The sequence below is a fragment of the Pigmentiphaga sp. CHJ604 genome (assembly GCF_036972535.1).
GTDB classification, from domain to species: Bacteria; Pseudomonadota; Gammaproteobacteria; order Burkholderiales; family Burkholderiaceae_B; genus Pigmentiphaga; species Pigmentiphaga daeguensis.
In genome coordinates this window covers 2,702,092-2,722,217 of the sequence record NZ_CP136998.1, presented here as the reverse complement: position 1 = coordinate 2,722,217, position 20,126 = coordinate 2,702,092, and the positions used below count along the sequence as shown (strand labels likewise).

At 68.4% G+C, this 20,126-nt stretch carries 22 protein-coding genes; 7 read left to right on the top strand and 15 right to left on the bottom strand.

The genetic code is table 11. From position 1 onward, the window contains the following. Positions 1-11: 11 nt before the first annotated feature. Positions 12-437, bottom strand: a complete 426-nt coding sequence (ndk, locus tag R4823_RS13130) for a nucleoside-diphosphate kinase (protein ID WP_087840212.1) — start codon at positions 435-437, stop codon at positions 12-14. A gap of 212 nt (positions 438-649) precedes the next feature. On the opposite strand from ndk, the gene R4823_RS13125 reads away from it, so the two are divergent. Then, the gene (locus tag R4823_RS13125) at positions 650-1,351 is read left to right on the top strand and encodes a Bax inhibitor-1/YccA family protein (protein ID WP_087840213.1); all 702 of its coding nucleotides are present in this window, start codon (positions 650-652) and stop codon (positions 1,349-1,351) included. Between the two features lie 336 nt (positions 1,352-1,687). Here the strand turns inward: R4823_RS13125 and rlmD are convergent, their stop codons facing one another. From rlmD to R4823_RS13095, 6 genes are all read right to left on the bottom strand, one after another. Then, positions 1,688-3,058 carry a 23S rRNA (uracil(1939)-C(5))-methyltransferase RlmD gene (gene rlmD / locus R4823_RS13120; RefSeq protein ID WP_338618928.1) on the bottom strand — a complete coding sequence of 457 codons (1,371 nt, stop codon included), beginning with the start codon at positions 3,056-3,058 and terminating at the stop codon, positions 1,688-1,690. A 31-nt stretch (positions 3,059-3,089) separates the two neighbouring features. Further along, positions 3,090-3,872 carry a 3'-5' exonuclease gene (locus tag R4823_RS13115; RefSeq protein WP_087840215.1) on the bottom strand — a complete coding sequence of 261 codons (783 nt, stop codon included), beginning with the start codon at positions 3,870-3,872 and terminating at the stop codon, positions 3,090-3,092. A gap of 8 nt (positions 3,873-3,880) precedes the next feature. Then, entirely contained in the window at positions 3,881-4,822 is a 942-nt protein-coding gene (locus tag R4823_RS13110; RefSeq protein ID WP_087840216.1) for a peptidoglycan DD-metalloendopeptidase family protein, read from the bottom strand. 17 nt (positions 4,823-4,839) lie between these two features. After that, on the bottom strand, positions 4,840-5,526 hold the full coding sequence (locus tag R4823_RS13105) for a protein-L-isoaspartate(D-aspartate) O-methyltransferase (RefSeq protein ID WP_338619168.1): 687 nt from the start codon (positions 5,524-5,526) through the stop codon (positions 4,840-4,842). Between the two features lie 218 nt (positions 5,527-5,744). After that, positions 5,745-6,509: a 5'/3'-nucleotidase SurE gene (surE, locus tag R4823_RS13100; protein WP_087840218.1), complete on the bottom strand. Its 765-nt coding sequence runs from the start codon at positions 6,507-6,509 to the stop codon at positions 5,745-5,747. A 228-nt stretch (positions 6,510-6,737) separates the two neighbouring features. Continuing rightward, positions 6,738-7,649: a LysR substrate-binding domain-containing protein gene (locus R4823_RS13095; RefSeq protein WP_087840219.1), complete on the bottom strand. Its 912-nt coding sequence runs from the start codon at positions 7,647-7,649 to the stop codon at positions 6,738-6,740. Between the two features lie 146 nt (positions 7,650-7,795). Between R4823_RS13095 and R4823_RS13090 the strand changes: the two genes are divergently transcribed. Further along, positions 7,796-8,434: an FMN-dependent NADH-azoreductase gene (locus tag R4823_RS13090; RefSeq protein ID WP_087840220.1), complete on the top strand. Its 639-nt coding sequence runs from the start codon at positions 7,796-7,798 to the stop codon at positions 8,432-8,434. Positions 8,435-8,478: 44 nt separating this feature from the next. On the opposite strand, the gene R4823_RS13085 is transcribed toward R4823_RS13090, so the two are convergent. Continuing rightward, positions 8,479-9,387 carry an EamA family transporter gene (locus tag R4823_RS13085; protein ID WP_087840221.1) on the bottom strand — a complete coding sequence of 303 codons (909 nt, stop codon included), beginning with the start codon at positions 9,385-9,387 and terminating at the stop codon, positions 8,479-8,481. A 45-nt stretch (positions 9,388-9,432) separates the two neighbouring features. After that, positions 9,433-10,230, bottom strand: a complete 798-nt coding sequence (locus R4823_RS13080; protein ID WP_087840222.1) for a helix-turn-helix transcriptional regulator — start codon at positions 10,228-10,230, stop codon at positions 9,433-9,435. A 130-nt stretch (positions 10,231-10,360) separates the two neighbouring features. Between R4823_RS13080 and R4823_RS13075 the strand changes: the two genes are divergently transcribed. Beyond that, complete coding sequence (locus tag R4823_RS13075; protein WP_338618927.1) at positions 10,361-11,527, top strand: MFS transporter; 1,167 nt, start codon at positions 10,361-10,363, stop codon at positions 11,525-11,527. Positions 11,528-11,633: 106 nt separating this feature from the next. Further along, complete coding sequence (locus R4823_RS13070) at positions 11,634-12,617, top strand: tripartite tricarboxylate transporter substrate binding protein (protein ID WP_087840224.1); 984 nt, start codon at positions 11,634-11,636, stop codon at positions 12,615-12,617. Positions 12,618-12,632: 15 nt separating this feature from the next. Here the strand turns inward: R4823_RS13070 and R4823_RS13065 are convergent, their stop codons facing one another. From R4823_RS13065 to R4823_RS13055, 3 genes are read right to left on the bottom strand one after another with little or no spacing between them, the layout of a single operon-like run. Further along, positions 12,633-13,544 (bottom strand): D-hexose-6-phosphate mutarotase, encoded by a 912-nt coding sequence (locus tag R4823_RS13065; protein ID WP_338618926.1) that lies wholly within the window; start codon positions 13,542-13,544, stop codon positions 12,633-12,635. A gap of 4 nt (positions 13,545-13,548) precedes the next feature. Beyond that, entirely contained in the window at positions 13,549-14,364 is an 816-nt protein-coding gene (locus R4823_RS13060) for a siderophore-interacting protein (protein ID WP_087840226.1), read from the bottom strand. 34 nt (positions 14,365-14,398) lie between these two features. Continuing rightward, positions 14,399-14,944: a PadR family transcriptional regulator gene (locus tag R4823_RS13055; protein WP_087840227.1), complete on the bottom strand. Its 546-nt coding sequence runs from the start codon at positions 14,942-14,944 to the stop codon at positions 14,399-14,401. A gap of 240 nt (positions 14,945-15,184) precedes the next feature. Here R4823_RS13055 and atpC point away from each other — a divergent pair, with 240 nt between their 5' ends. Continuing rightward, a complete protein-coding gene (gene atpC, locus R4823_RS13050; protein ID WP_087840228.1) occupies positions 15,185-15,568 on the top strand; it encodes an ATP synthase F1 subunit epsilon in 384 nt (127 codons plus the stop codon). Between the two features lie 6 nt (positions 15,569-15,574). Here atpC and R4823_RS13045 read toward each other — a convergent pair whose 3' ends face one another. From R4823_RS13045 to R4823_RS13035, 3 genes are all read right to left on the bottom strand, one after another. After that, positions 15,575-16,291 (bottom strand): MgtC/SapB family protein, encoded by a 717-nt coding sequence (locus tag R4823_RS13045; RefSeq protein ID WP_087840229.1) that lies wholly within the window; start codon positions 16,289-16,291, stop codon positions 15,575-15,577. Between the two features lie 90 nt (positions 16,292-16,381). Continuing rightward, entirely contained in the window at positions 16,382-16,705 is a 324-nt protein-coding gene (locus tag R4823_RS13040; protein WP_087840230.1) for a hypothetical protein, read from the bottom strand. 283 nt (positions 16,706-16,988) lie between these two features. After that, entirely contained in the window at positions 16,989-17,660 is a 672-nt protein-coding gene (locus R4823_RS13035) for a TetR/AcrR family transcriptional regulator (RefSeq protein ID WP_338618925.1), read from the bottom strand. A 157-nt stretch (positions 17,661-17,817) separates the two neighbouring features. On the opposite strand from R4823_RS13035, the gene R4823_RS13030 reads away from it, so the two are divergent. Together R4823_RS13030 and R4823_RS13025 are read left to right on the top strand one after the other, a co-directional pair. After that, complete coding sequence (locus R4823_RS13030) at positions 17,818-18,858, top strand: aromatic ring-hydroxylating dioxygenase subunit alpha (RefSeq protein WP_338618924.1); 1,041 nt, start codon at positions 17,818-17,820, stop codon at positions 18,856-18,858. Between the two features lie 85 nt (positions 18,859-18,943). After that, positions 18,944-20,113 (top strand): ABC transporter substrate-binding protein, encoded by a 1,170-nt coding sequence (locus R4823_RS13025; protein WP_338618923.1) that lies wholly within the window; start codon positions 18,944-18,946, stop codon positions 20,111-20,113. Positions 20,114-20,126 lie beyond the last annotated feature (13 nt).

Here is a 20,126-nt window from a genome sequence, read left to right as displayed (position 1 = left end):
GACATCCGGGCTCAGCGGCTGTGGATGTTCAGTTCGGGGAAGAAGAAGGCGACTTCAACCTTGGCGGTCTCGACGGCGTCCGAGCCATGCACGGCGTTGGCGTCGATGCTGTCGGCGAAATCGGCGCGGATCGTGCCCTTCTCGGCCTTCTTCGGATCGGTCGCGCCCATCAGGTCGCGGTTCTTCTGGATGGCGTTCTCGCCTTCCAGCACTTGCACGAACACGGGACCGGAGACCATGAAGTCGACCAGGTCCTTGAAGAAGGGGCGCGCGGCATGCACGGCATAGAAGCGCTCGGCGTCGCTGCGCGAGAGTTGCATCATGCGCGCGGCGACGACCTTGAGGCCGGCAGCCTCGAAACGGGAAACGATCTGGCCGATGACGTTCTTGGAAACGGCGTCCGGCTTGATGATCGACAGGGTGCGCTCGATAGCCATCAAAAACTCCAATAAAAACAAATACTTTGAGGGGAACTTAAACGTTAAATTGTATCACGGCTCCTTGACAGGACCGCTACCCCCGCCCCCCTCGGACGGACCGTGCCGGTCCTACTGGAACCGGGCGGAACCCTGCGGCATACTTGGGGTCAGACACATCATGCCCTCGCGGGGCGAAACAGAGCAAAAAGACCACAAGGAGTCGCTCGACCATGAACGATCTACGCACTTCTCCCTTCAACAGGACCGGGACTGCGCCCGGCGAAGTCGCGCGCAATCGCGTATTGCGCAACACCTACTGGCTGCTCGCGCTGTCGCTGATCCCCACCGTGCTGGGCGCGGCGATCGGCGTGGGCACCGGTCTCGCCCAGGTCATGGGCGGCAGCCCCGGCCTGACCACCATGGTGTTCCTGATCGGCGCCTTCGGCCTCATGTTCGCCATCCAGAAGAACAAGGACAACGGGCTGGGCGTCGCCCTGCTGCTGGCCTTCACCTTCTTCATGGGACTGATGCTGTCCCGCATGATCGGCTTCGTCATGGGCATGGCCAACGGGTCCACGCTCATCATGACCGCCTTCGGCGGCACCGCCGTGGTGTTCGGCACCATGGCCCTGCTGTCCACCACGATCAAGCGCGACCTGTCCGGCCTGGGCAAATGGCTGTTCGTCGGCGCCATCCTGATCCTCGTGGCGGCCCTGGCCAATATCTTCCTGCAACTGCCGGCGCTGATGCTGACCATCTCGGTCCTGGCCATCGGCATCTTCTCGGCCTTCATGCTGGTCGACCTGCAGCGCGTCGTCAACGGCGGCGAGACCAACTATGTCTCGGCCACCCTGGCGATCTACCTGGACATCTATAACGTCTTCGTGAACCTGCTGATGCTCCTGGGCATCTTCGGCGGAGAACGAGAGTAGAAGATCCCCCCTACGCGCTTACGCGCGCCCCCCAGGGGGCGGCACTGGCGGACCGGCGGAGCCGGATCCGCTGTGCCCTGGGTCTGGGGGCACTCAGGAAATAAAAACGGCCTTGCTTGCACGCAAGGCCGTTTTCTTTTTCAACCGAACCGGATGCCAGGCAGCATCGCCAGTCCCCGCCAGCCCGTTGGGGCCCCAGGATGCGCTGGATCCGGCTTTGCCGGTCCACCCGCATCGCCCCCTTGAGGGGGCGCCCGAAGGGCGTGGGGGTGGGCTTCCCTTCCGGTCCGCCAGTGCCGCCCCCTGGGGGGCGCGCGTCAGCGCGTAGGGGGGGATTCATTCCAGCACAGCGATGGATTCCACGTGGGCGGTATGGGGGAACATGTTGACCACGCCTGCCGCCTTCAAGGTATAGCCGCCCTCGTGCACCAGGATGGCGGCGTCGCGGGCCAGGGTGGCGGGGTTACAGGAGACGTAGACGATGCGCCGGGGGCGGTCGGCGCCCAGTGTCGTCAGGGCTTTGGCGACGGCCAGGGCGCCTTCGCGCGGGGGGTCGATCAGCATGCGGTCGAAGTGGCCCAGGCTGCGCAGCCACGCCTCGTCCACCTCGAACAGGTTCAGGGTCGAGAATGCCGTATGCGCGTCCACGCCATGCCGGCGGGCGGCTTCCAGCGCCCGGTCGGTCAGGGCCTGGCTGCCTTCCACGCCCACCACCTCGCGGCAGCGGGTCGCCAGCGCCAGCGTGAAATTGCCCAGGCCGCAGAACAGGTCGGCCACCCGATCCTCGGGCTGGGGGTCGAGCAGCGCGATTGCGCGCGACACCAGCACCCGGTTGATCGCGTGGTTGACCTGGGTGAAGTCGGTCGGCTTGAAGGGCATGCGCAGCCCGAACTCCGGCAGCGTGTAGGCCAGTCCGTCGATGTCCTCGGGCTCCAGCGGATGGACCGTGTCGGGGCCCTTGGGCTGTAGCCACCAATGGATGCCATGGCGCGCCGCGAATGCGCGCAGCACGGCCAGGTCCTCGTCCACCAGCGGGACCAGGTGGCGCAGCACCAGCACGACCTGGCTATCGCCCACGGCGACCTCGATCTGCGGCACGCGGTCGCGCGCGGGCATGGCCGCGACCATCTCGCGCAAGGGCACCAGCAGCGAAGCCACATGCGGATGCAGGACATGGCATTCGCGCATGTCGGCCACGTAGCTGCTCTTGCGCTCGCGAAAGCCCACCAGCACCCCGCCCTTCTTCACGACCACCCGCACCGACAGCCGCGCGCGGTAGCGGTATCCCCAGGCCGGGCCGTGGATGGGCGGCAGGACACGTTGCGGCACCAGCTTGCCGATGTGCCAGAGGGTGTCTTCCAGCACGCGTTGCTTGATCGCCACCTGCGCCGCCGGATCCACGTGCTGCATGGCACAGCCGCCGCACACGCCGAAATGCGCGCAGCGCGGCGCCACGCGCTGCGACGACGCCCGCACCACGCTCTCGACCTCGGCCAGTTCGTAGGAGGGCTTGCGCTTGGTCACCTTCAGCATCACGCGTTCGCCGGGCAGCGCGCCATCGACGAACACCACCTTGCCCTGGCGGCGCGCGATACCGCGCCCTTCCAGGTCCACCGATTCGATGGCCACGGAACCATCGTCGGATTCGACGGCAACAGCCGCCCCTTCCAGGCCGTCCGCGGCCGCGATTTCTGCTTCTTGACTCATGTTCGGAATATCAGTTTTCCCGCGCGGCGTGCTAGCGCGAGGCGGGCCAGTTCGCCAGGTATTCACGCCAGTGAGGCAGGTCCAGCGTTTCCAGCGTGCTGCGCACGAGGTCCACTTCAGCGTCGTACTGGCTGCGCGACAGCATGCCGCGCATCAGCCGGAAGCGGCAGTAGACCAGCCAGGTGTTGACGACGTCGGTCTCGCAATAGGCGCGCACCTCTTCCTGGCGCCCGGAACTCCACGCGGGCCAGACCTGGCTGCCGTCCATGCCCATCTTGCCCGGGAAGCCGCACAGCTTGGCCAATTCGTCCAGGGGCGCGTTGGCGCGTCCATTGTATTTCGCCAGCAGGTCCATCAGGTCGCAATGCCGGTTGTGGTAGCGGCTGATGTAGTTGCTGTAGCGGAAATCGCGGTCGTCCTCGCCCATGTCCCAGTAGCGCGAGGCCTGGATGCCATGGATCAGCCCGCGATAGTGCAGGACCGGCAGGTCGAAGCCCGAGCCGTTCCAGCTGATGAGCTGCGGCGTGTAGCGATCGATGGTCTTGAAGAAACCGGAGATCAGCGTGGCCTCGGGATCGTCGGCCTTGCCTATGCACTTGACGCGAAACCCGTCGTCATCGCGGAACACGCACCCCACCACCGCGATTTTCTGCAGGTGCAGCGGCAGGAAGTCGTGCCCCACGGCTTCGCGGCGGGCCGCCGTGGCACGCTCGACCACCTCGGCATCGGGGACGTCCTCGCCCCACCCGTTCAGCGCGCGCAGGCCTTCCACGTCGGGAATGGTTTCCAGGTCGAAGACCAGCATCGGTGTCATGGCGGGCCTCAGCGCGGCGGCAGGTAGCCGGCCGGATCGACGGGACGGCCCTGGCGCCTGATCTCGAAATGCACGCGCGGCGACTCGGCGTCGGTGCTGCCCAGTTCGGCGATCTTCTGCCCACGCCGCACGGCCTGCCCTTCCTTGACCAGCATGGCGCGGTTGTGCGCGTAGGCGGACAGGAAGGTGTTGTTGTGCTTGATGATGATCAGTTGCCCGTAGCCGCGCAGGCCGCTGCCGCTATAGACCACCTTGCCGTCGCCCGCGGCCAGCACGGGATCGCCCGGGGTGCCGGCGATGTCCAGGCCCTTGTTGCGGGTCTCGTGGAAGTTCTCGATGATCTTGCCGTTGGCGGGCCAGCCCCACTCCACCCGCTCGCTGGCCGGATCGTTGCGCGCGGCGGGCGGCGTGGCCGGAGTCGCCGGCGGCGCCACGGGTTCGGCCGGCGCCGGGGACGGCGTCGCGGGGGCAGGCGCCGGCGTGCCCAGCGGCCGCGAGGCCGACTGCGACGGCGCGGGTACCGGCGTGACCTGCGCCACGCTGGAATCGGCGGGCTTGGCGGTGGTCGAACCTGGGCGCGTCACGCGCAGGACCTGGCCCGGCCGGATCTGGTTGGGGTCCTCGAGGCTGTTCCACTGCGCGATGTCGCGCCAGTCCTCGCCGTGGTCCAGGGCGATACGGATCAGCGTGTCGCCGCGCTTGACGATGTAGGTATCGGCATCGATCAGGCGCGAGGATTCGCGGCCCGCGGTGGCCGCGGGGCCGCTCGGCTGCTTGGCCGGCGTGGTCCGGTCGACGACCGGTACCGTCCTGGGTGCCGTGCCGCAGGCCGCGAGCACCAATGCGCAGCCCGTCCAGAGCAGCACCTGTCGTGCGGTCCTTTCGAGCGTCCCCGCGCCCAGGCGGGGTCGATTGGTTTCGTCGCGGCCCGGCTTGCGCCAATTCTGCATCCCAGATCTCCTATTCATTACAACAACACGCCGGACTGCAGGGGCACGAAGCGCACCGCCTCCAGTTCGGTTCGCACCCAGCTCTGGGCTCCGGTGCGCTCGATCATGACCAGTCGCTGCCTGGCCCCCCCTTCCGGGGCCACCAGACGGCCCCCGACCGCCAGTTGCGCCAGCAGCGCATCGGGTATCTTCAGCCCCGCGGCCGCGACGACGATGGCGTCGAACGGCGCGGCGCTCGGCACGCCCAGCATGCCGTCGCCGAACACCAGGCGCACATGGGGAAGCCGGAAAGGCCGCAGTTGATTGCGGGCCAGTTCGTGCAAGGCCTTGATGCGCTCGATGGAATACACCTCGCGCGCCACGCCCGCCAGCACGGCGGCCTGGTAGCCGCACCCTGTTCCGACCTCCAGCACCTTGCCGAGTTCGCGCCCGTTGCGGGCCGCGGCGATCATGCGCGCCACGATCCAGGGCTGCGAAATGGTCTGCCCATGGCCGATGGGCAGCGCCGCGTCCTCGTAGGCGCGGCTGGCCAGGGCCTCGTCGACGAATCGATGGCGCGGGATCGCGTGGACCGCCTCGAGCACGCGCTCGTCCGCGATGCCCTGCGCGCGCAGCCGCGCCACCAGCGCGGCGCGCATGCGCTCGGAATTGAGTCCGTGATTGGCCTCGCGCGCCGGCGTGCGGACCTGGATGGGCGCCGGCACGATCAGCCTGGCGGGCGCCACCCGGGTGTTGCTGTTCGTGGCCCGCGCCTCGTCGGGGCGCAGCGGCCGCGCGGGCGTGCCGCGGGCGACCGGCGGACGCCCGGTGGTGACGCGCGTATTGCTGTTCGCCGCCGTGACCGGCGGCAACGGCGCGGCGGGCCGCCGGGCGGCTGCGGCGCGGGCTTCCGCCCCCTCTCGCCGCGGCGCCGGCGCCGGGGTCAACGGTTTGCGCCTATCCATTCCGTGGGGATCCATTCGCGCATGGGTTCGAGCTGTGCGTTGTGCGTGAGATCGAACCGCAGCGGCGTGACCGACACCGCGCCGTCGGCGCAGGCGTGGAAGTCAGTACCGGGCGTGGCGTCGGCGGCCTTGCCCGCCGGGCCGATCCAATAGACCGGTTCGCCGTACGGGGTGGACGAACGCACCACCGGCTCCGAAGGGTGGCGCCGGCCGAGTCGGGTCACGCGGGGAGGCTTGAGTTCGGACAGGGGCAGGTTCGGGATATTGACGTTCAGCAGGCTGGGCGCGGCCAGCGGATTGGCGATGAAACGCTCGACGAAGCTGCGGGCGGCCGCCGCCGCCGCGTCCAGGTGCGTCCAGCCCTTGGATACCTGCGAAAAGGCGATCGACGGCAGGCCGAACAGATAGCCTTCGGTAGCCGCGGCGACCGTGCCGGAGTACAGCGTATCCTCGCCCATGTTCTGTCCGTCGTTGATGCCGGACACCACCAGGTCGGGGCGCCGGTCCAGGAGCCCGGTCAGCGCCACGTGCACACAATCGGACGGCGTCCCGTTGACGTACAGGAAGCCGTTGGCCGCGGTGCGTACCGACAGCGGCCGATCGAGCGTGAGCGAATTCGACGATCCGCTGCGATTGGTCTCGGGCGCGACGACGATCAGTTCGGCCAGCGGCCGCAGCGCCTCGACCAGCGCGGCCAGCCCGGGCGCGAAATAACCGTCGTCGTTGGAAATCAATATCAACATCTATCGCCCCGACCTCTTACGCAATGCGATCTCCAGTTGGCGTCACCATGGGATAAAAAAAGCCCGCACGGCGTCCCTGCGAGCTAGTGTCGTCCGGAAAACCGGCAGCCTCCCGGTCGCTTGACAGTTCCGGTCCCGCGTCCGTTTCCGGCCCGCCGAGTGCCCCCGGATTGTACATGAGCCCCCCGGCTGCCGTGGCGCTTTCCCCGGGGAAAGCCGCCTCGGGCCCTAGCCCGGGGCGGGCGACTGCCGCTCGTACGCCGCCACCAGCGCATCCAGGAAACCCCGCACCGCCGGCACCAGGCCCCGCCGCGACGGAAACACCGCCTGCACGATGCCTTCCGGCGGAGAATACCGGGCCAGCGTGACACGCAGCAGGCCAGCCTCGACGTCGGCCGCCACCATCGGCCAGGGCAGGCAGGCGATGCCCAGTCCCTGCAGCGCCGTGCTGCGCAGCGTGTTCAGGTCGTCGACCGACAGGCGCGGCACGTGCCCCACGGACACTTCCGCGCCGTCCGGGCCGACGAACCGCCAGACATGCCGCTCGGCCGCCTGCATCATGCTGAGCGTGGGCAGGCGTTCGAGGTCGCGGATATCCTGCGGTTCGCCGTGGCGCGCGAAGAAGTCCGGCGTGGCCACCAGCACCAGCCTGCTGGTGGCCAGGGGACGCACGACCAGTTCGGAGTCCTCCAGCGGCGGCGTACGCACCCGCAATGCGAGATCGAAGCCCTCCTCCACCACGTCCACCCGGCGCGAGGTGGCGTCTATCTGCACGCGCACCTGCGGATAGCGCTCCAGGTACTGCGCGACGATGGCCCCGATGTCGCTATGCAACAACGTGACCGGGCAGCTGAAGCGGATCAGCCCTTGCGGCTGCGACGTCGTCCTGTCCACCGCTTCGCGGGCGGCGGCGGCCTCGGCGGCCAGCGCCGCGCAGTGCTGGTAGTAGGTCTGCCCGATCTCGGTCACCGAGATCTTGCGCGTGGTGCGATGTAGCAGCCGCACGCCCAGTTCGTCCTCCAGGGCGGCGATGCGCCGGCTGATGCGCGAGACCGGGATGCCCAATGCCTGGGCGGTCGCGGTATAGCCGCCGTGTTCGACCACCTTGGCAAACAGATACATGTCGTTGAGGTCCTGCATGGTCCCCCCGGACGCTGAATTATTCCAAATATAGAAAAGTAATTCCCAGTGGCGGCAGTTTAAAAAGAATTATTGTCGCTATATCTTGTCGATGTGGCGGAAGTCATCCGCATTAACCCTAAGAATTCGACGAACTAGGAATCTTCATGAATATCCTGCACATCGACTCGAGCTCCACCGGCGCCGCCTCGGTATCCCGCGAACTGACCGCCGCGGTCGTGGAGGCCCTGCGCCACAGCGAACCGCGATCGACGGTCAAGCACCGCGATCTGGTTGCCCAGCCGCCGGCGCACCTGGACGGGGCCCTGCTGCAATCGCTGCGCCCCCAGCCCGGTGCCGTGTTCCCCGATGACGAGGGGTTCCGCAAGGAAGTCGCCTATACCGACGAGCTGCTGGCCGAATTCCTGGCCGCCGACGTGGTGGTGATCGGCGCCCCGATGTACAACTTCTCGATTCCTTCCCAGTTGAAGGCCTGGATCGACCGTGTCGCCCAGGCCGGCAAGACCTTCCGCTACACCGCCAACGGTCCCGAGGGCCTGGCCGGCGACAAGAAAGTCGTGATCGTTTCTTCGCGCGGCGGCAAGTATGCCGGCACGCCGGTCGAGACCCTGCTGGATCACCAGGAGTCCTACCTGCGGGCGGTGCTCGGCTTTTTCGGCGTGACCGACGTGAGCGTCCTGCGCGCCGAGGGTGTCGCGCTGGGCGGCGAGGCACGCGAAGCGGCCGTCAACCAGGCGCTGGAACAGGCCGGCCTGCTGGCCGAGGAGCTGGCCGCCGCGGCCTGAGGCCAGGATGCGGAACGGGTCCCGCCGCCCGGGGCCTGTTCCCGCTAGGAGGAGCCTCGCGTACCGTAAAGCAGCAACAGCAGCCCCAGCACGACCAGTACCATGCCGCCGCGTTCGCGACGGCTGGCGTGCTGGGCGAAGATCCGCCGCGAGGCGAACTGCGCGAACAGCACCTCCACCAGGCCCAGCGTGCGGACGTTGGCCGCCGAGGTCAGCGCGAAGCCGATATACCAGCACTGGGACGCGAACGCGCCCATGAAACCCGCCGGCAGCGAAGAGCGCCATTGCGCCAGCACGCCGCGCAGCACGTCGCGGCGGAACGCAGCCTGCCAGAGCACCAGCGCGCCCGTCTGCATGATCAGGCCCGCGACCAGCGTCACGCTGGCGCGCGTGGCGAACGAACCGCTGTCCAGCGCCACGATGGCGCCGCGAAAGGCCACCGCCGACAAGGCGAAGAAAGCCCCGGAAGCGATGCCCAGCAGCGCCGGCCGCCAGTTGCTGCCCGCCCCCGCGCCAGGCTTCCACGACATGGCCACCACGCCCGCTGTCGCCACCAGGACCGCGCAGGCGCCCATGAGCGAAAGCGGGTCGCCCAGCACCACCACGGCGAAGATGGCGACCAGCACCGGCTCGGTCTTCACATAGACCGTGCTGAGCGCGAAGTTGCGCAGTTGCATGGTGGCCAGCATCAGCACGGTCGCCAGGATCTGCGCCGCGGCGGCCGCCGCCGAATACAGCAGGAAACGGCTGTCCAGGTGCGGCAGGGAGTCGCCTCCCACCGCCAGCACCCCGGCCAGGAACACCAGGGCGAACGGCAGGCCGTACAGGAAGCGGACTTGCGCCGCCCCGAGCGTGCCCAGCGTTTCAGTCAGCCGGTGCTGCATGGTGTTGCGCGCCGTTTGCGCGGCGGCGGCGATGAGCGTGGCGGGAATCCAGAGCAGCGAGATGTCCAAGGGCGTGGCCTGCGGTCGATCAGCCGGCGATGATACCGCGCCGCCCTACCCTTCGCCCCGGTTGCGTTCGGCCAGGTAACGGCCGGGCGGCTTGCCCATGGCCTTCCTGAACATCGTGATAAAGGCGCTGACCGACTCGTAGCCCAGGTCCATCGCCACGCGCTGCACGGCCATGCCGGCGGACAGGCGCTGCAGCGCGACGATGACGTGCAGTTGCTGGCGCCAGCGGCCGAAGCTCATGCCCGTCTCCGCCTTGATCAACCGGGCCAGGCTGCGCTCGCTCATCGCCACCTGCTGCGCCCACTCGGCCACGGTGTTGCGGTTCGCGGGGTCGGACGCCAGCGCGTCGGCGATGCGGCGCAGGCGGCTGTGCGCGGGCACGGGCAGGTGCAGTTGCTCGGTGGGCATGCGCCCCAGTTGTTCCAGCAGCACGCCCACCAGGCGGTGGGTCGGCCCGTCGGGCGGATAGTCGGTGGAGTCGGCCGCCAGGTACAGGATCAGTTCGCGCAACAGCGGCGAAATCGACAGCGTGCAGCACACTTCGGGCAACGGGGCCGTGTCCGGCTCGACGAACAGCAGGCAGACCTGGCCATGCTGCGACACCCTGTTGCTGTGCGCCATGCCGGGAGGAATCCAGACCGCGCACTGCGGCGGCACCATCCACAGGCCGGTGGGCACATGGCAGGTGACCGAACCCCGCAGCGCCAGGATCAACTGGCCCTTGCGATGCCGGTGCACCGGCTGTTCGCTGCGGCGCTGCTGCGCCGTCAGGTGCACCGCCACCACGGGCGCGACCGTGGCGTCCGGATCGAACTCGGCGAAGGCGGCTTCGAATGCTGGCATGGCGAGCGTTTGGCAGATTTTGGCAATTTAATGTCATCTTATCCAAAGACAGACAGGCGCAAAATGCCTACAGTCCATGGGTATCGTTTCCGATTGCCGCCCCATGCCCCCGCTTTCCGCTTCGCATTCCGTGTCTCGCCAAGCCTGGCTCATCGCCGGCATCCTGCTGATCGCCTCCAACCTGCGCGCGCCGGTCACCGGCGTGGCGCCCGTGCTGGACATGATACGGACCAGCCTGGACCTGACCGCCGCCCAGGCGGGCCTGCTCACCACCCTGCCCCTGCTGGCCTTCGCCGCCGGATCGCCCATCGCGGCCCTGGCTGCCCGCCGGCACGGCCTGGAACGCACGCTGATGGCGGCGCTGCTGACCCTGGTGGCGGGCCTGTGCCTGCGGTCCTCCGGCGCGGTCTGGGCCCTGTTCGCCGGGACCCTGCTGATCGGCGGTGCCATCGCCTTCGGCAACGTGCTGCTGCCCAGCCTGCTCAAGCGCGATTTCCCCGGACGCATCGCCAGCCTGACCTCCGCCTATGCGCTGACGATGGGCGTGGCCTCGGGCCTCGCCTCGATGATCGCGGTGCCGCTGGCGCTCTGGTCCGCCGGCCCGGGGTGGCCGCTGGCCCTGCTCGCCCCCATCGTGATCGCCATCGCCAGCGCCATCGTCTGGCTGCCTCAACTGCGCACCCCGGCTCCGGTCGCGGCGCCCGCCGGTCCCACCCAGGCCCGCCCCCGGCCGGTGTGGAAATCGGCGCTGGCGTGGCAGATCACGCTGTTCCTCGGCCTGAACTCGCTGGTGTATTACATCGTTTCCAGCTGGCTGCCCTCCATGCTGCACGACGCCGGCTACCCGCCGGGCTCGACCGGATCGGTCCATGGCATGTTGCAGATCGCCTCGGCCGTCGTCGGCCTGCCGCTGCTCGCGCTGGTGCGCCGCGTGCGCGACCAGCGCTGGCTGGCGGTCGGCTGCACGGGACTGTCCATCGCGGCCCTGCTGGGCCTGCTGGTCGCTCCATCGTGGGCCGCGGCATGGGCCATCCTGTATGGCTGCGGCGGCGGCGCGTCCATCATCCTGGGGCTGGCATTCGTCAGCCTGCGTGTCGGCAACGCACAGCAGGCGGCCGCGCTGTCCGGCATGGCCCAGGCCGTGGGCTATTTGCTGGCCGCGGGCGGTCCCACCGCCATCGGCGCGGTACACGACCTCACGGGCGGATGGACGGTCGCGCTGCTGATCTGCCTGGTCTTTGCCTGCGCCCAGGCCGTGTTCGGCCTGTACGCCGGACGGCACCGCCAACTGGCCTAGGGCCTGTGCCCGAGACACATAACAGCTTTGATGGCCCGGCGATAGGCGGGCCCGGCTCCTCCTTCTAAAGTGTGGCGTGAAAAGAACCACAACAGAGGAGATGTCCATGGGTTTTCATCGACGACGCGCCTGCCTGGCGCTGACGCAGGCGGCGCTCCTGCTGGCCGTGGCCGGCGGCGCGGGGGCGGCCGGGTTTCCAGATCGCGCGCTGCGGCTCGTCGTTCCGTTTCCCGCCGGAGGCGCCGCCGACATCATGGCACGCGGCCTGGCCCAGCAACTGACGGAGCAACTGGGCCAGCAGGTGGTGATCGAAAACCGCGGCGGCGCGGGCGGCACGACGGCTGCCGAGGCCGTCGCCCACGCGGCCCCGGACGGCTACACGCTGTTCTTCGCCACCATGGGCACGCAGGCCATCAACCCCTCGCTGTACCCCAAGCTGCGCTACGACCCCATCAAGGATTTCGAATACGTCAGCCTGACCCACACCACGCCGCGCGTGCTGGTCGTCCATCCCTCGGTGCCGGCGAAGACCGTGGAAGAACTGATCGCGCTGGCGAAGGCGCAGCCTGGCGCGCTGACCTACGGCTCGGCCGGCAACGGCAGCTCCAGCCACCTGTCGGGCGCGTTGTTCGCATCGATGGCGGATGTGCGGCTGCTGCACGTTCCCTACAAGGGCAGCGCTCCGCTGCTGAACGACGTGCTGGCGGGACGGGTGTCCATGACCTTCGATTCGTACGCGGTGTATGCCGAGCACATACGCAGCGGCAAGGTACGCGCGCTGGGCGTCACCAGCCTGAAGCGCATGAGCGCGCTGCCCGACGTGCCGGCGATCGCCGAAGCCGGCCTGCCCGGCTACGACGTCTCGAACTGGCTCGGGCTGCTGGCCCCCCGGGGCACGCCGGCAGCGGTAGTGGACCGGTTGCACGGCGCCGTGGTCCGCGGCATGGCGGACGAGTCCGCGCGGCGCCGGCTGGCGGGCATGGGAATAGAAGCGACCTCCAGCACGCCGGCCGAATTCGTCGACATGGTCAGGGCCGAGATCCCCAAGTGGGAAGCCGTGGTGAAGAAATCCGGCGCGACGGTCGACTAGGGGCTGCCCAGCGGCTCAGGCGCCCCAGCCCACCGCGCGCATCGTCACGCCCATGTCCGCGGTGGCGCCCGGCGCGATTTCCAGCACGTCGTCCCAGACCCGGGCCGTCTCGATGCACAACATGTCGCGCCAGGCATCGGGACGGAACTGTGACAGGCGCAGCGATTTGTCCACCCAGGGGTTCCAGACCACGGCCGAACGCGAGCCCGCCGCGTGGATCTGGATGCTGCGCCGCCAGCCCGGATCGCGGATCTGTATCGGTCCGGACAGGCCGGTATAGATGCGGTCGGTTTCCCCCCGGATGGCCAGCGGCCCCTCCTGCACCTGCGAGCTCCAGTCCCTCAAGGTATCGACGTAGGCCGCGCCGTCCAGCCCTTCGATCGCCACGTCGCGTGCGTCGCTCACGGCGAAATAGGTATGCAGCGCCTGGCTCAGGGCCAGGGTGTCCGGGCCCAGGTTGCGGGTGGACAGGGTCAGCGTGAGCGCATCGTCCAGGCGGATATCCAGCGCCACGGCGGCCGCGTGGTACCAGCCGCCGTGGCCGGCCGGCAGGTCCAGCCGCAGCCGCAGGCACGCGGCGTCGCCATCGACCCGCGCCCCGTCTTCCTGCCAGTCCAGCGCGCGTACGAAACCATGCGCCGGCGCGTCGGCGCCGGGCGCCAGCATCGCGCGGACCGCCTCGGGATTGCGGTCGAACTGGCCGAACCACGGCCAGCAGACGGGAATCCCGCCACGCAGCGACGAGCCGGTCCGGAATTCGGCCTGGTCGCTCAGCCATACCACCGGCGGCTGTCCGGTGGGCGCGTAGTACAGGACCTGCGCGCCCTGGCGCGCCACCAGCGCCTCGCCATGGGGAGAAACCAGGCGCCAGCACGGCAGGCTCTTGACGGTCGTGGCGACGACGGCCGCCGGACGGTGTGCGCTCATGCCTTCAATCCTCGTGCTTGTCGTGGGTGGCCGCGGCGCCCAGCTTCCAGTAGCCGGCCGCCTTGATCCATTCCTTGGGTAGCTGCCAGTTCTCGACCAAGACCTGGCGCACCCGCTTGGCCACGCCGGACTCGGCCGCGACCCAGGCGTACCAGTCGCCCTGCGGCTTGCCCAGCCCCGCCACGGCCTGCGCCAGCAGCTCGGGGCTGCCGGGCGCCACGCCGTCGCGATGGACCCAGCGGACGTCCACGTCGGCCCGCGTGTCGAACGACTGTTCCTCGGCTGCGTCGGCCACTTCGGCCACGACCACGGCGCGCGCGCCCGCGGGCAGTTCTTCCAGCCGGCGGGCGATGGCCGGCAGCGCGGTTTCGTCGCCCACCAGCAGATAGCCGTCGAACTCCCCTTCCATCACGAAGGAGCCGCGCGGACCGCCCACGCCCAGGTACTGCCCGGCTTCGGCGCGTGCCGCCCATTCGGCGGCGGGGCCGTCGCCATGCAGCGCGAACTCGATGTCGAGCTCGCCCGCCTGGGCGTCGTAGCGGCGCGGCGTGTAGTCGCGCGCCGCCGGACGGGGCTGGCCCTCGGGAAACACCATGCCGTTGGGCCCCGGCGTGGGCACCACCGGCCGCTGCTGGCCGGGCGCGGGAAAGAACAGCTTGACGTGATCGTCGTGCGCGGCGCTGGAGAAGCCGGCCAGGTCGTCGCCCTCCAGCGTCACCCGCAACAGGCGCGGCGTGACCTTGCGCACCGCGCGCACGCGCAGCAGGCGGAACTTCAGTTCGTGACGGACGCGGCGCACCGCGCGTTCGGTTTTTTCCATGATGGATCTTTCCAGAATGAGGTTGGAGGAGCGCCTACTTGCCCAGGATCTCGGCGGTGGCGCGTCTCAGGATGGCGGCGATGCGGATGGCCTCGCCGCCCTCACAGGCGCCTGCCTGGAGCAGCGCCTGCTTCAGGCCGTAGCGCGCCAGCATGAGGTCCTCGGGCGTGCCCGGCGCGATGGTGTCCAGGCCGTCCTCGCCTTCGAACACGCGGCGCACCTGCGCCATGCGGGCGCCCACCTTGGCGAGCTCGGCCAGGATGCGCTCGGCCTGCCCGCGATGGCGCGCCAGATGGGCGCTGCCTTCCTCGGTCAGGCGATAGCGCTTCTTCGTGCCTTCCACGGAAACCACCGCGTGGCCCACGTCCTCGAGGTAGGCCAACGCCGGATACACCATGCCCGAACTGGGGTTGTAGAAACCCGACGAGCGCTCGGCCAGTTGCTTGATCAGTTCGTAGCCGTGGCTGGGCTGCTCTTCCAGCAGCGCCAGCAGGATGAGCTGCAGGTCTTCGGCGGCGAGCTTGCGCCCCATGCGCATGCCCATGCCGCGTCCGCCAGGAGAAATCTCATTGCGTTGCATGACCGCCTCCAGCCCTTGCGGGCGGAATAGAATATCTAAAAACATATCTTTCGACATATCTTAAGACATAAAAAACAGGATGCCAAGACGGGAAACGCAGCTTGTGGGCTTATCCACCACTTCTGTGGACAAGCTTGGGGATAGCATGACGGGAGCGCGGCCGGAACCGCGTGGCGACAGGCTTGGAAACACTTGGCACAAAAGGCGGGCACCGGGCGCCCGCCTGGCCCAAAGGACATCATGCAGATAGACATCGTCAACGCGGAGGCCACCGTCTTCTCGGGCGAAGGCAACTACGTGCAGCTTCCCGGCAAGGACGGATCGCTGGGGATCCTGCCCGGCCACATCCCCCTGCTGACACTGCTCAAGGAAGGAATGATCACCATCCGGCGCGCCGAAGGCGATGAATACGTCTACGTGTCGGGCGGCCTGGCCGAAGTCATGCCGCGCGGCATCACGGTCCTGGCCGACACCGCCGTGCGCACCACGGGGCTGGACGATGCGCGGGCCGAGCAGGCGCGCGCCGCGGCGCGCGAGCGCATGCACGACCGCCTGGACGCCATGCGCTATGCCGCCGCGCGCGCCGAGCTCGTGACCAGCCTGGAATTGAAACGCGGCCGCTGAGCCGCCTCAGTCGGAAATGCTGGGCGCCCAGAAAACCTGGGCGATGGCGGGATTGCGGCCCAGCTTCTCGGTGACGCGGTCCAGGTCGCTGCCGTGGATGGAGGTGGCCATCAGCGTGGCCTTGATCTCGATCTCCTCGTCGCCGAAGGGCACGACCTCCAGGTCGGCCAGCGGATAGTTCGCCTCTTCCAGTTCGGCCTCCAGCGCCGTCAACGCGGCGCTGCGATGGGCCGTGCCGGTGATCACGTGGATGATGCTCGTCACCTCGGAGGACAGCACGTCCACCGGCTGACGATTGAAGGTATTGACCACCGGCCGCAGCAGCGTGTTGGCGGCCAGCACGAAGATCGTGGCCAGCACGGCCTCGGCGATGAGATCCGCACCCGCGCAGGCGCCGATCGCGGCCGATCCCCAGAGCGTGGCGGCGGTGTTCAGGCCGCGCACGTTGCCCTCTTCCCGCATGATGACCCCGGCCCCCAGGAACCCGACGCCCGAGACCACGTACGAGGCCACCCGCGCCGCGCCGTCCGAGCCCGCGATGCGCATGGCCATGTCGACGAAGATGGCGGCGCCCAGAGCCACCAGCACGTTGGTCCGCAATCCGGCGGTACGCTGCCGGTACTGTCGCTCCAGCCCGACCAGGGCCCCCAGGATGAACGCGCTCGTCAGGCTGACGAGCGTGTCGAGCAGATCCAGCGTCTGGATGTTGGCGATTGCCTTCATGGGACCTCGTGGGTTGTTCTTGTCGTCGACCGGAACGGGCCGGTGCCGCGCGTCCGGCCTTCGCAGGATAGCGCGGCCCCGCCGGCGTTTTTATTGCAGTTGTTCGTAATGCACACGCTGGATGTCGGGATGGCGTCCCAGGCCCAGGGCCACCGAGTTCAACGCGCCGCGCAGGTGCGGCGCGCATTGCAGCGTGACCGACATCCGGTGGATGTCGTCGCCGGACGCGGCGCTGGCCACGCGCATCTGCGAGATGCGCAGGTCGCGGGCCGACAATTCGGCGTGCAGGTGCTGGCGCAGCCTGTCCAGCCGCGGGCTGGCGCTGAACACCGTCAGGCGATAGGACTGGAGCTGCTTGCGCGGGGCGCGCGCGGCCTTGCCGCCCCATGCGCTCAGGATATGGGCGAAACGCATGTTGACCTCCTGGCAGACAGGAAGACGGACCATGCCGCTCGGCATACGCGGGGAAGCTGCCCGGAGGCAGGAAAAAAGATGGGAACCCTGGCAAAGGGACGACCGCATCCTGGCTTGGCAGGACGCGGCAGACAAATCTGCGGACCTGCTAAGCGGCGTTTGCCGGAACGGCGGAACTACTGCCGTCGTTATCCACGACTTGCCTCAAGAAAGATTGGAATCCTTCGATTTTAGCCCAGTCGCGGCCTAGGGACAACCCTAGGCGTCAAACGCTTCGCCTGCTTCAACCGCCTTCGGCATGCCGCGGAAACTGTTGGTAGACCATGCGTACCCAGTCCTGGATGTAGCGTTCGTAGTGCGCCGCGTCGTGTTGCCAGAGATTGTTCAGGGCCATGCCGCGCACCAGATTCAAGGACAGGTTCAGCGCCAGTTGCGCCTGCTCGCCGGAAAAACCCGCCTTCCGGAACACCTCCAGCCAAAGCGTGTTGGTCGAGGAGCGGTAGCGCTCCATCACGGGCAGGATCTTGCTCATCAGGTCCGGATCGGTCCGCGCCACCATGATGACCTCGATCGCGGCGATGAACGGCCAGTCGAAGTAGACGCTCCAGCAGTCCTTGATGAAGCCCTCGATGGGGCGATCGATCGCCTCGGGCGTATGGGCCTCGCGCTGGCCGCGGCGTATGGATTCCTCGTAGATCTCGGCCGTCGCGGCCACCACCAGTTCGGCCTTGGTCGCGTAGTGGTGCATCAGGGCGCCGTTGGACATGCCGGCGCAACGCGCCACTTCCTTGGTGGTCAGGCCGTTGTAGCCCGAGCGCATCAACACCTCTATCGTCGCCGCCAGCAGGCGCTCGCGCGCGTCGCGGCTGCGGTTTGCCTGCGTGCGCCGCGGGCGCGCGTGCGCCGGTTCGGTCTCGGGCGTGGGGGACATCGTCTGTGGGCGGTTGGGTGGCATCGCTCCCGGGCATCCTCGATACGGCCAAGGCCGCATCTTAGCCTCCCCTGCCGGCCGCGAGGCAGGCCTAGGGTTTTCCGCAACTTACAAACCGATCACTCTGTTTGTATAAATCTCCCCACGAAGCCATTCAAGACGAACGCAAAAGGAGACACCCATGTCCTTCGTGAAGAACGCCTGGTACGTGGCCTGTTGGAGCGACGAGGTCAAGGCCGGTGAACTGTTCACCCGCACCCTGCTGGACGAGCGGGTCGTGTTCTACCGCCGGCCGGACGGCACGCCGGTGGCGCTGCGCGACCGCTGCCCCCATCGCTTCATCCCGCTCAGCATGGGTAGGCTCCGTGACGACGTGGTCGAGTGCGCCTACCACGGCCTGCAATTCGACAGCAGCGGCGCCTGCGTCAGGAATCCTCACGGCGACGGCAGGATCCCCGCCGCGGCCCGCGTGCAGGCCTACACGGTGCACGACCGCCACGGCATGCTGTGGATCTGGATGGGCGAGGCCGCCGCCGACCCCGCGCTGATCCCCGACTACGGCATGCTGGACGAAGGCTCGGGCTATCGCACCAGCCGCGGCCGGCTGCACATCAACGCCAACTACGAACTGATGGGCGAGAACCTGCTCGACCTGAGCCACATCAGCTTCCTGCACGAAGGCCTGCTGGGCAGCCCCGAGCAGGTCCATGCCAAGCAGGAAGTCGTCCAGGACGGCGACCGCCTGCAATGCAACCGCTGGATGCCCAACGTATCGGTGCCCGGCGTCTTCGACATGCTGTTCCGCCGCGACGGCCAGCCGGTGGACATGTGGACCAACATGCGCTGGGATCCGCCCGGCTGCTTCCTGCTGGACACCGGCGTGCACGCGCCGGGGGAGTCGCGCGAACGCGGCGCCTGGTACTACGGCATCCACATCCTGACCCCGGAGACCGCCCGCACCACGCACTATCACTTCGCCGCCGCTCGCCCGCCCGGCCCCGAGCTGGATCCCGAGACCAACGCCCGGCTGGCGGAAATGCGCCGCATCGCGTTCGAGGACCAGGACAAGCCCATCATCGACGCGCAGCAGGATGCCCTGGGCGACAACGATTTCTGGGACATGAAGCCCGTGCTGCTGAACGTGGACCTCGGGCCGGTGCGCATGCGCCATACGCTCGAACGCCTGCGCAAGGCCGAAGCCGCGGCCGCCCAGGCGTGCTGACCCGTTTTTTTGCCGGCCGCGGCGACGTATCGCGGCCGCCTTCCCCGGCAGGCCCGCCCTGCCCCACCACCAGGAGACAGACATCATGCACCACCGCTTGCGCAGCGTGGCGGCCGCGGCCGCCCTGATCACGGCCTGTGGCGCCGCCCACGCCCAGGCGCCGATCAAGATCGGCTTCATGGGGGAACTGACCGGCCCGCAGGCCGCCGTGGGGCAGGACCAGCTCGACGGCTTCATGCTGCTGGTCGAACGCAATGGCGGCAAGCTGGGCGGCCATCCGGTCGAGATCCTGCGCGAGGACACCCAGCTCAAGCCCGACGTGGCCAACCAGGCCGCGCGGCGCCTGGTGGAGCGCGAGAAGGTGTCCATCGTCACCGGCATCTCGTTCTCGAACGTCATGCTGGCCGTGCACAAGTACCTGACCGACCGCGAGGTCTTCGTGATCGGCTCGAACGCGGGCCCCTCGCAGATCGCCGGGCCGCGGTGCTCGCCCTACCAGTTCATCACCTCCTGGCAAGGCGACCAGGCGTCCGAAGCGGTGGGCCAGTACGCTGCCGACAAGGGCTACAAGCGCGTCGTCGTCCTGGCCCCCAACTACCAGGTCGGGAAGGACACGGTGGCCGGCTTCAAGCGCTACTACAAGGCGCCGCTGGCCGACGAGGTCTATACCTCCTTGCAGCAGCTCGACTTCTCCACCGAACTGGCTCAGGCCGCCGCCCGCCAGCCCGATGCGGTATTCGCATTCTTCCCCGGCGGCCTGGGCGTCAGCTTCGCCAAGCAGTATGCGCAGTCCGGCCTGCAGAAGACGCCGCTGCTGTCGACCTTCACCATCGACGCCATCTCGCTGCCGGTGCTGGGCGAATCCGCGCAGGGCATGATCAGCGGCGGCTTCTGGGCGCCCGATTTCGACAATGCCTCGAGCCGCCGTTTCGTCCAGGCGTTCGAGCAGCGCTACAAGCGCATCCCCTCGAACTACGCGGCCCAGAGCTATGATGCGGCGCTGCTGCTGGACGCCGCCATCGCCCGGGTCCAGGGCCGGGTAAGCGACAAGCCCGCCTTCATGGCGGCCTTGAAGCAAGCCGATTTTCCTTCGGTGCGAGGCGAGTTCCGCTTCAACAACAACCACTTCCCCTTGCAGGACATGCACGTGCTGCAGGCGGTCAAGGACGAACAGGGACGCATGACCCTCAAGACGCTGGCCACTCCCTTCCACAAGCAGCCCGACGCCTACCACCGGCAGTGCCCGTTGTCCTGACGCCCGGCGGCCG

What these genes read in the sequence shown, in the direction of transcription:
- ndk (WP_087840212.1), bottom strand. Translation starts at nt 437, where the DNA reads ATGGCTATCGAGCGCACCCTGTCGATCATCAAGCCGGACGCCGTTTCC.
- R4823_RS13115 (WP_087840215.1), bottom strand. Translation starts at nt 3,872, where the DNA reads ATGACACCGATGCTGGTCTTCGACCTGGAAACCATTCCCGACGTGGAA.
- R4823_RS13080 (WP_087840222.1), bottom strand. Translation starts at nt 10,230, where the DNA reads ATGCCAGCATTCGAAGCCGCCTTCGCCGAGTTCGATCCGGACGCCACG.
- R4823_RS13065 (WP_338618926.1), bottom strand. Translation starts at nt 13,544, where the DNA reads ATGAGCGCACACCGTCCGGCGGCCGTCGTCGCCACGACCGTCAAGAGC.
- R4823_RS13030 (WP_338618924.1), top strand. Translation starts at nt 17,818, where the DNA reads ATGTCCTTCGTGAAGAACGCCTGGTACGTGGCCTGTTGGAGCGACGAG.
- R4823_RS13055 (WP_087840227.1), bottom strand. Translation starts at nt 14,944, where the DNA reads ATGCAACGCAATGAGATTTCTCCTGGCGGACGCGGCATGGGCATGCGC.
- R4823_RS13040 (WP_087840230.1), bottom strand. Translation starts at nt 16,705, where the DNA reads ATGCGTTTCGCCCATATCCTGAGCGCATGGGGCGGCAAGGCCGCGCGC.
- R4823_RS13060 (WP_087840226.1), bottom strand. Translation starts at nt 14,364, where the DNA reads ATGGAAAAAACCGAACGCGCGGTGCGCCGCGTCCGTCACGAACTGAAG.
- atpC (WP_087840228.1), top strand. Translation starts at nt 15,185, where the DNA reads ATGCAGATAGACATCGTCAACGCGGAGGCCACCGTCTTCTCGGGCGAA.
- R4823_RS13035 (WP_338618925.1), bottom strand. Translation starts at nt 17,660, where the DNA reads ATGCCACCCAACCGCCCACAGACGATGTCCCCCACGCCCGAGACCGAA.
- R4823_RS13025 (WP_338618923.1), top strand. Translation starts at nt 18,944, where the DNA reads ATGCACCACCGCTTGCGCAGCGTGGCGGCCGCGGCCGCCCTGATCACG.
- surE (WP_087840218.1), bottom strand. Translation starts at nt 6,509, where the DNA reads ATGTTGATATTGATTTCCAACGACGACGGTTATTTCGCGCCCGGGCTG.
- R4823_RS13070 (WP_087840224.1), top strand. Translation starts at nt 11,634, where the DNA reads ATGGGTTTTCATCGACGACGCGCCTGCCTGGCGCTGACGCAGGCGGCG.
- R4823_RS13110 (WP_087840216.1), bottom strand. Translation starts at nt 4,822, where the DNA reads ATGCAGAATTGGCGCAAGCCGGGCCGCGACGAAACCAATCGACCCCGC.
- R4823_RS13090 (WP_087840220.1), top strand. Translation starts at nt 7,796, where the DNA reads ATGAATATCCTGCACATCGACTCGAGCTCCACCGGCGCCGCCTCGGTA.
- R4823_RS13045 (WP_087840229.1), bottom strand. Translation starts at nt 16,291, where the DNA reads ATGAAGGCAATCGCCAACATCCAGACGCTGGATCTGCTCGACACGCTC.
- R4823_RS13095 (WP_087840219.1), bottom strand. Translation starts at nt 7,649, where the DNA reads ATGCAGGACCTCAACGACATGTATCTGTTTGCCAAGGTGGTCGAACAC.
- rlmD (WP_338618928.1), bottom strand. Translation starts at nt 3,058, where the DNA reads ATGAGTCAAGAAGCAGAAATCGCGGCCGCGGACGGCCTGGAAGGGGCG.
- R4823_RS13125 (WP_087840213.1), top strand. Translation starts at nt 650, where the DNA reads ATGAACGATCTACGCACTTCTCCCTTCAACAGGACCGGGACTGCGCCC.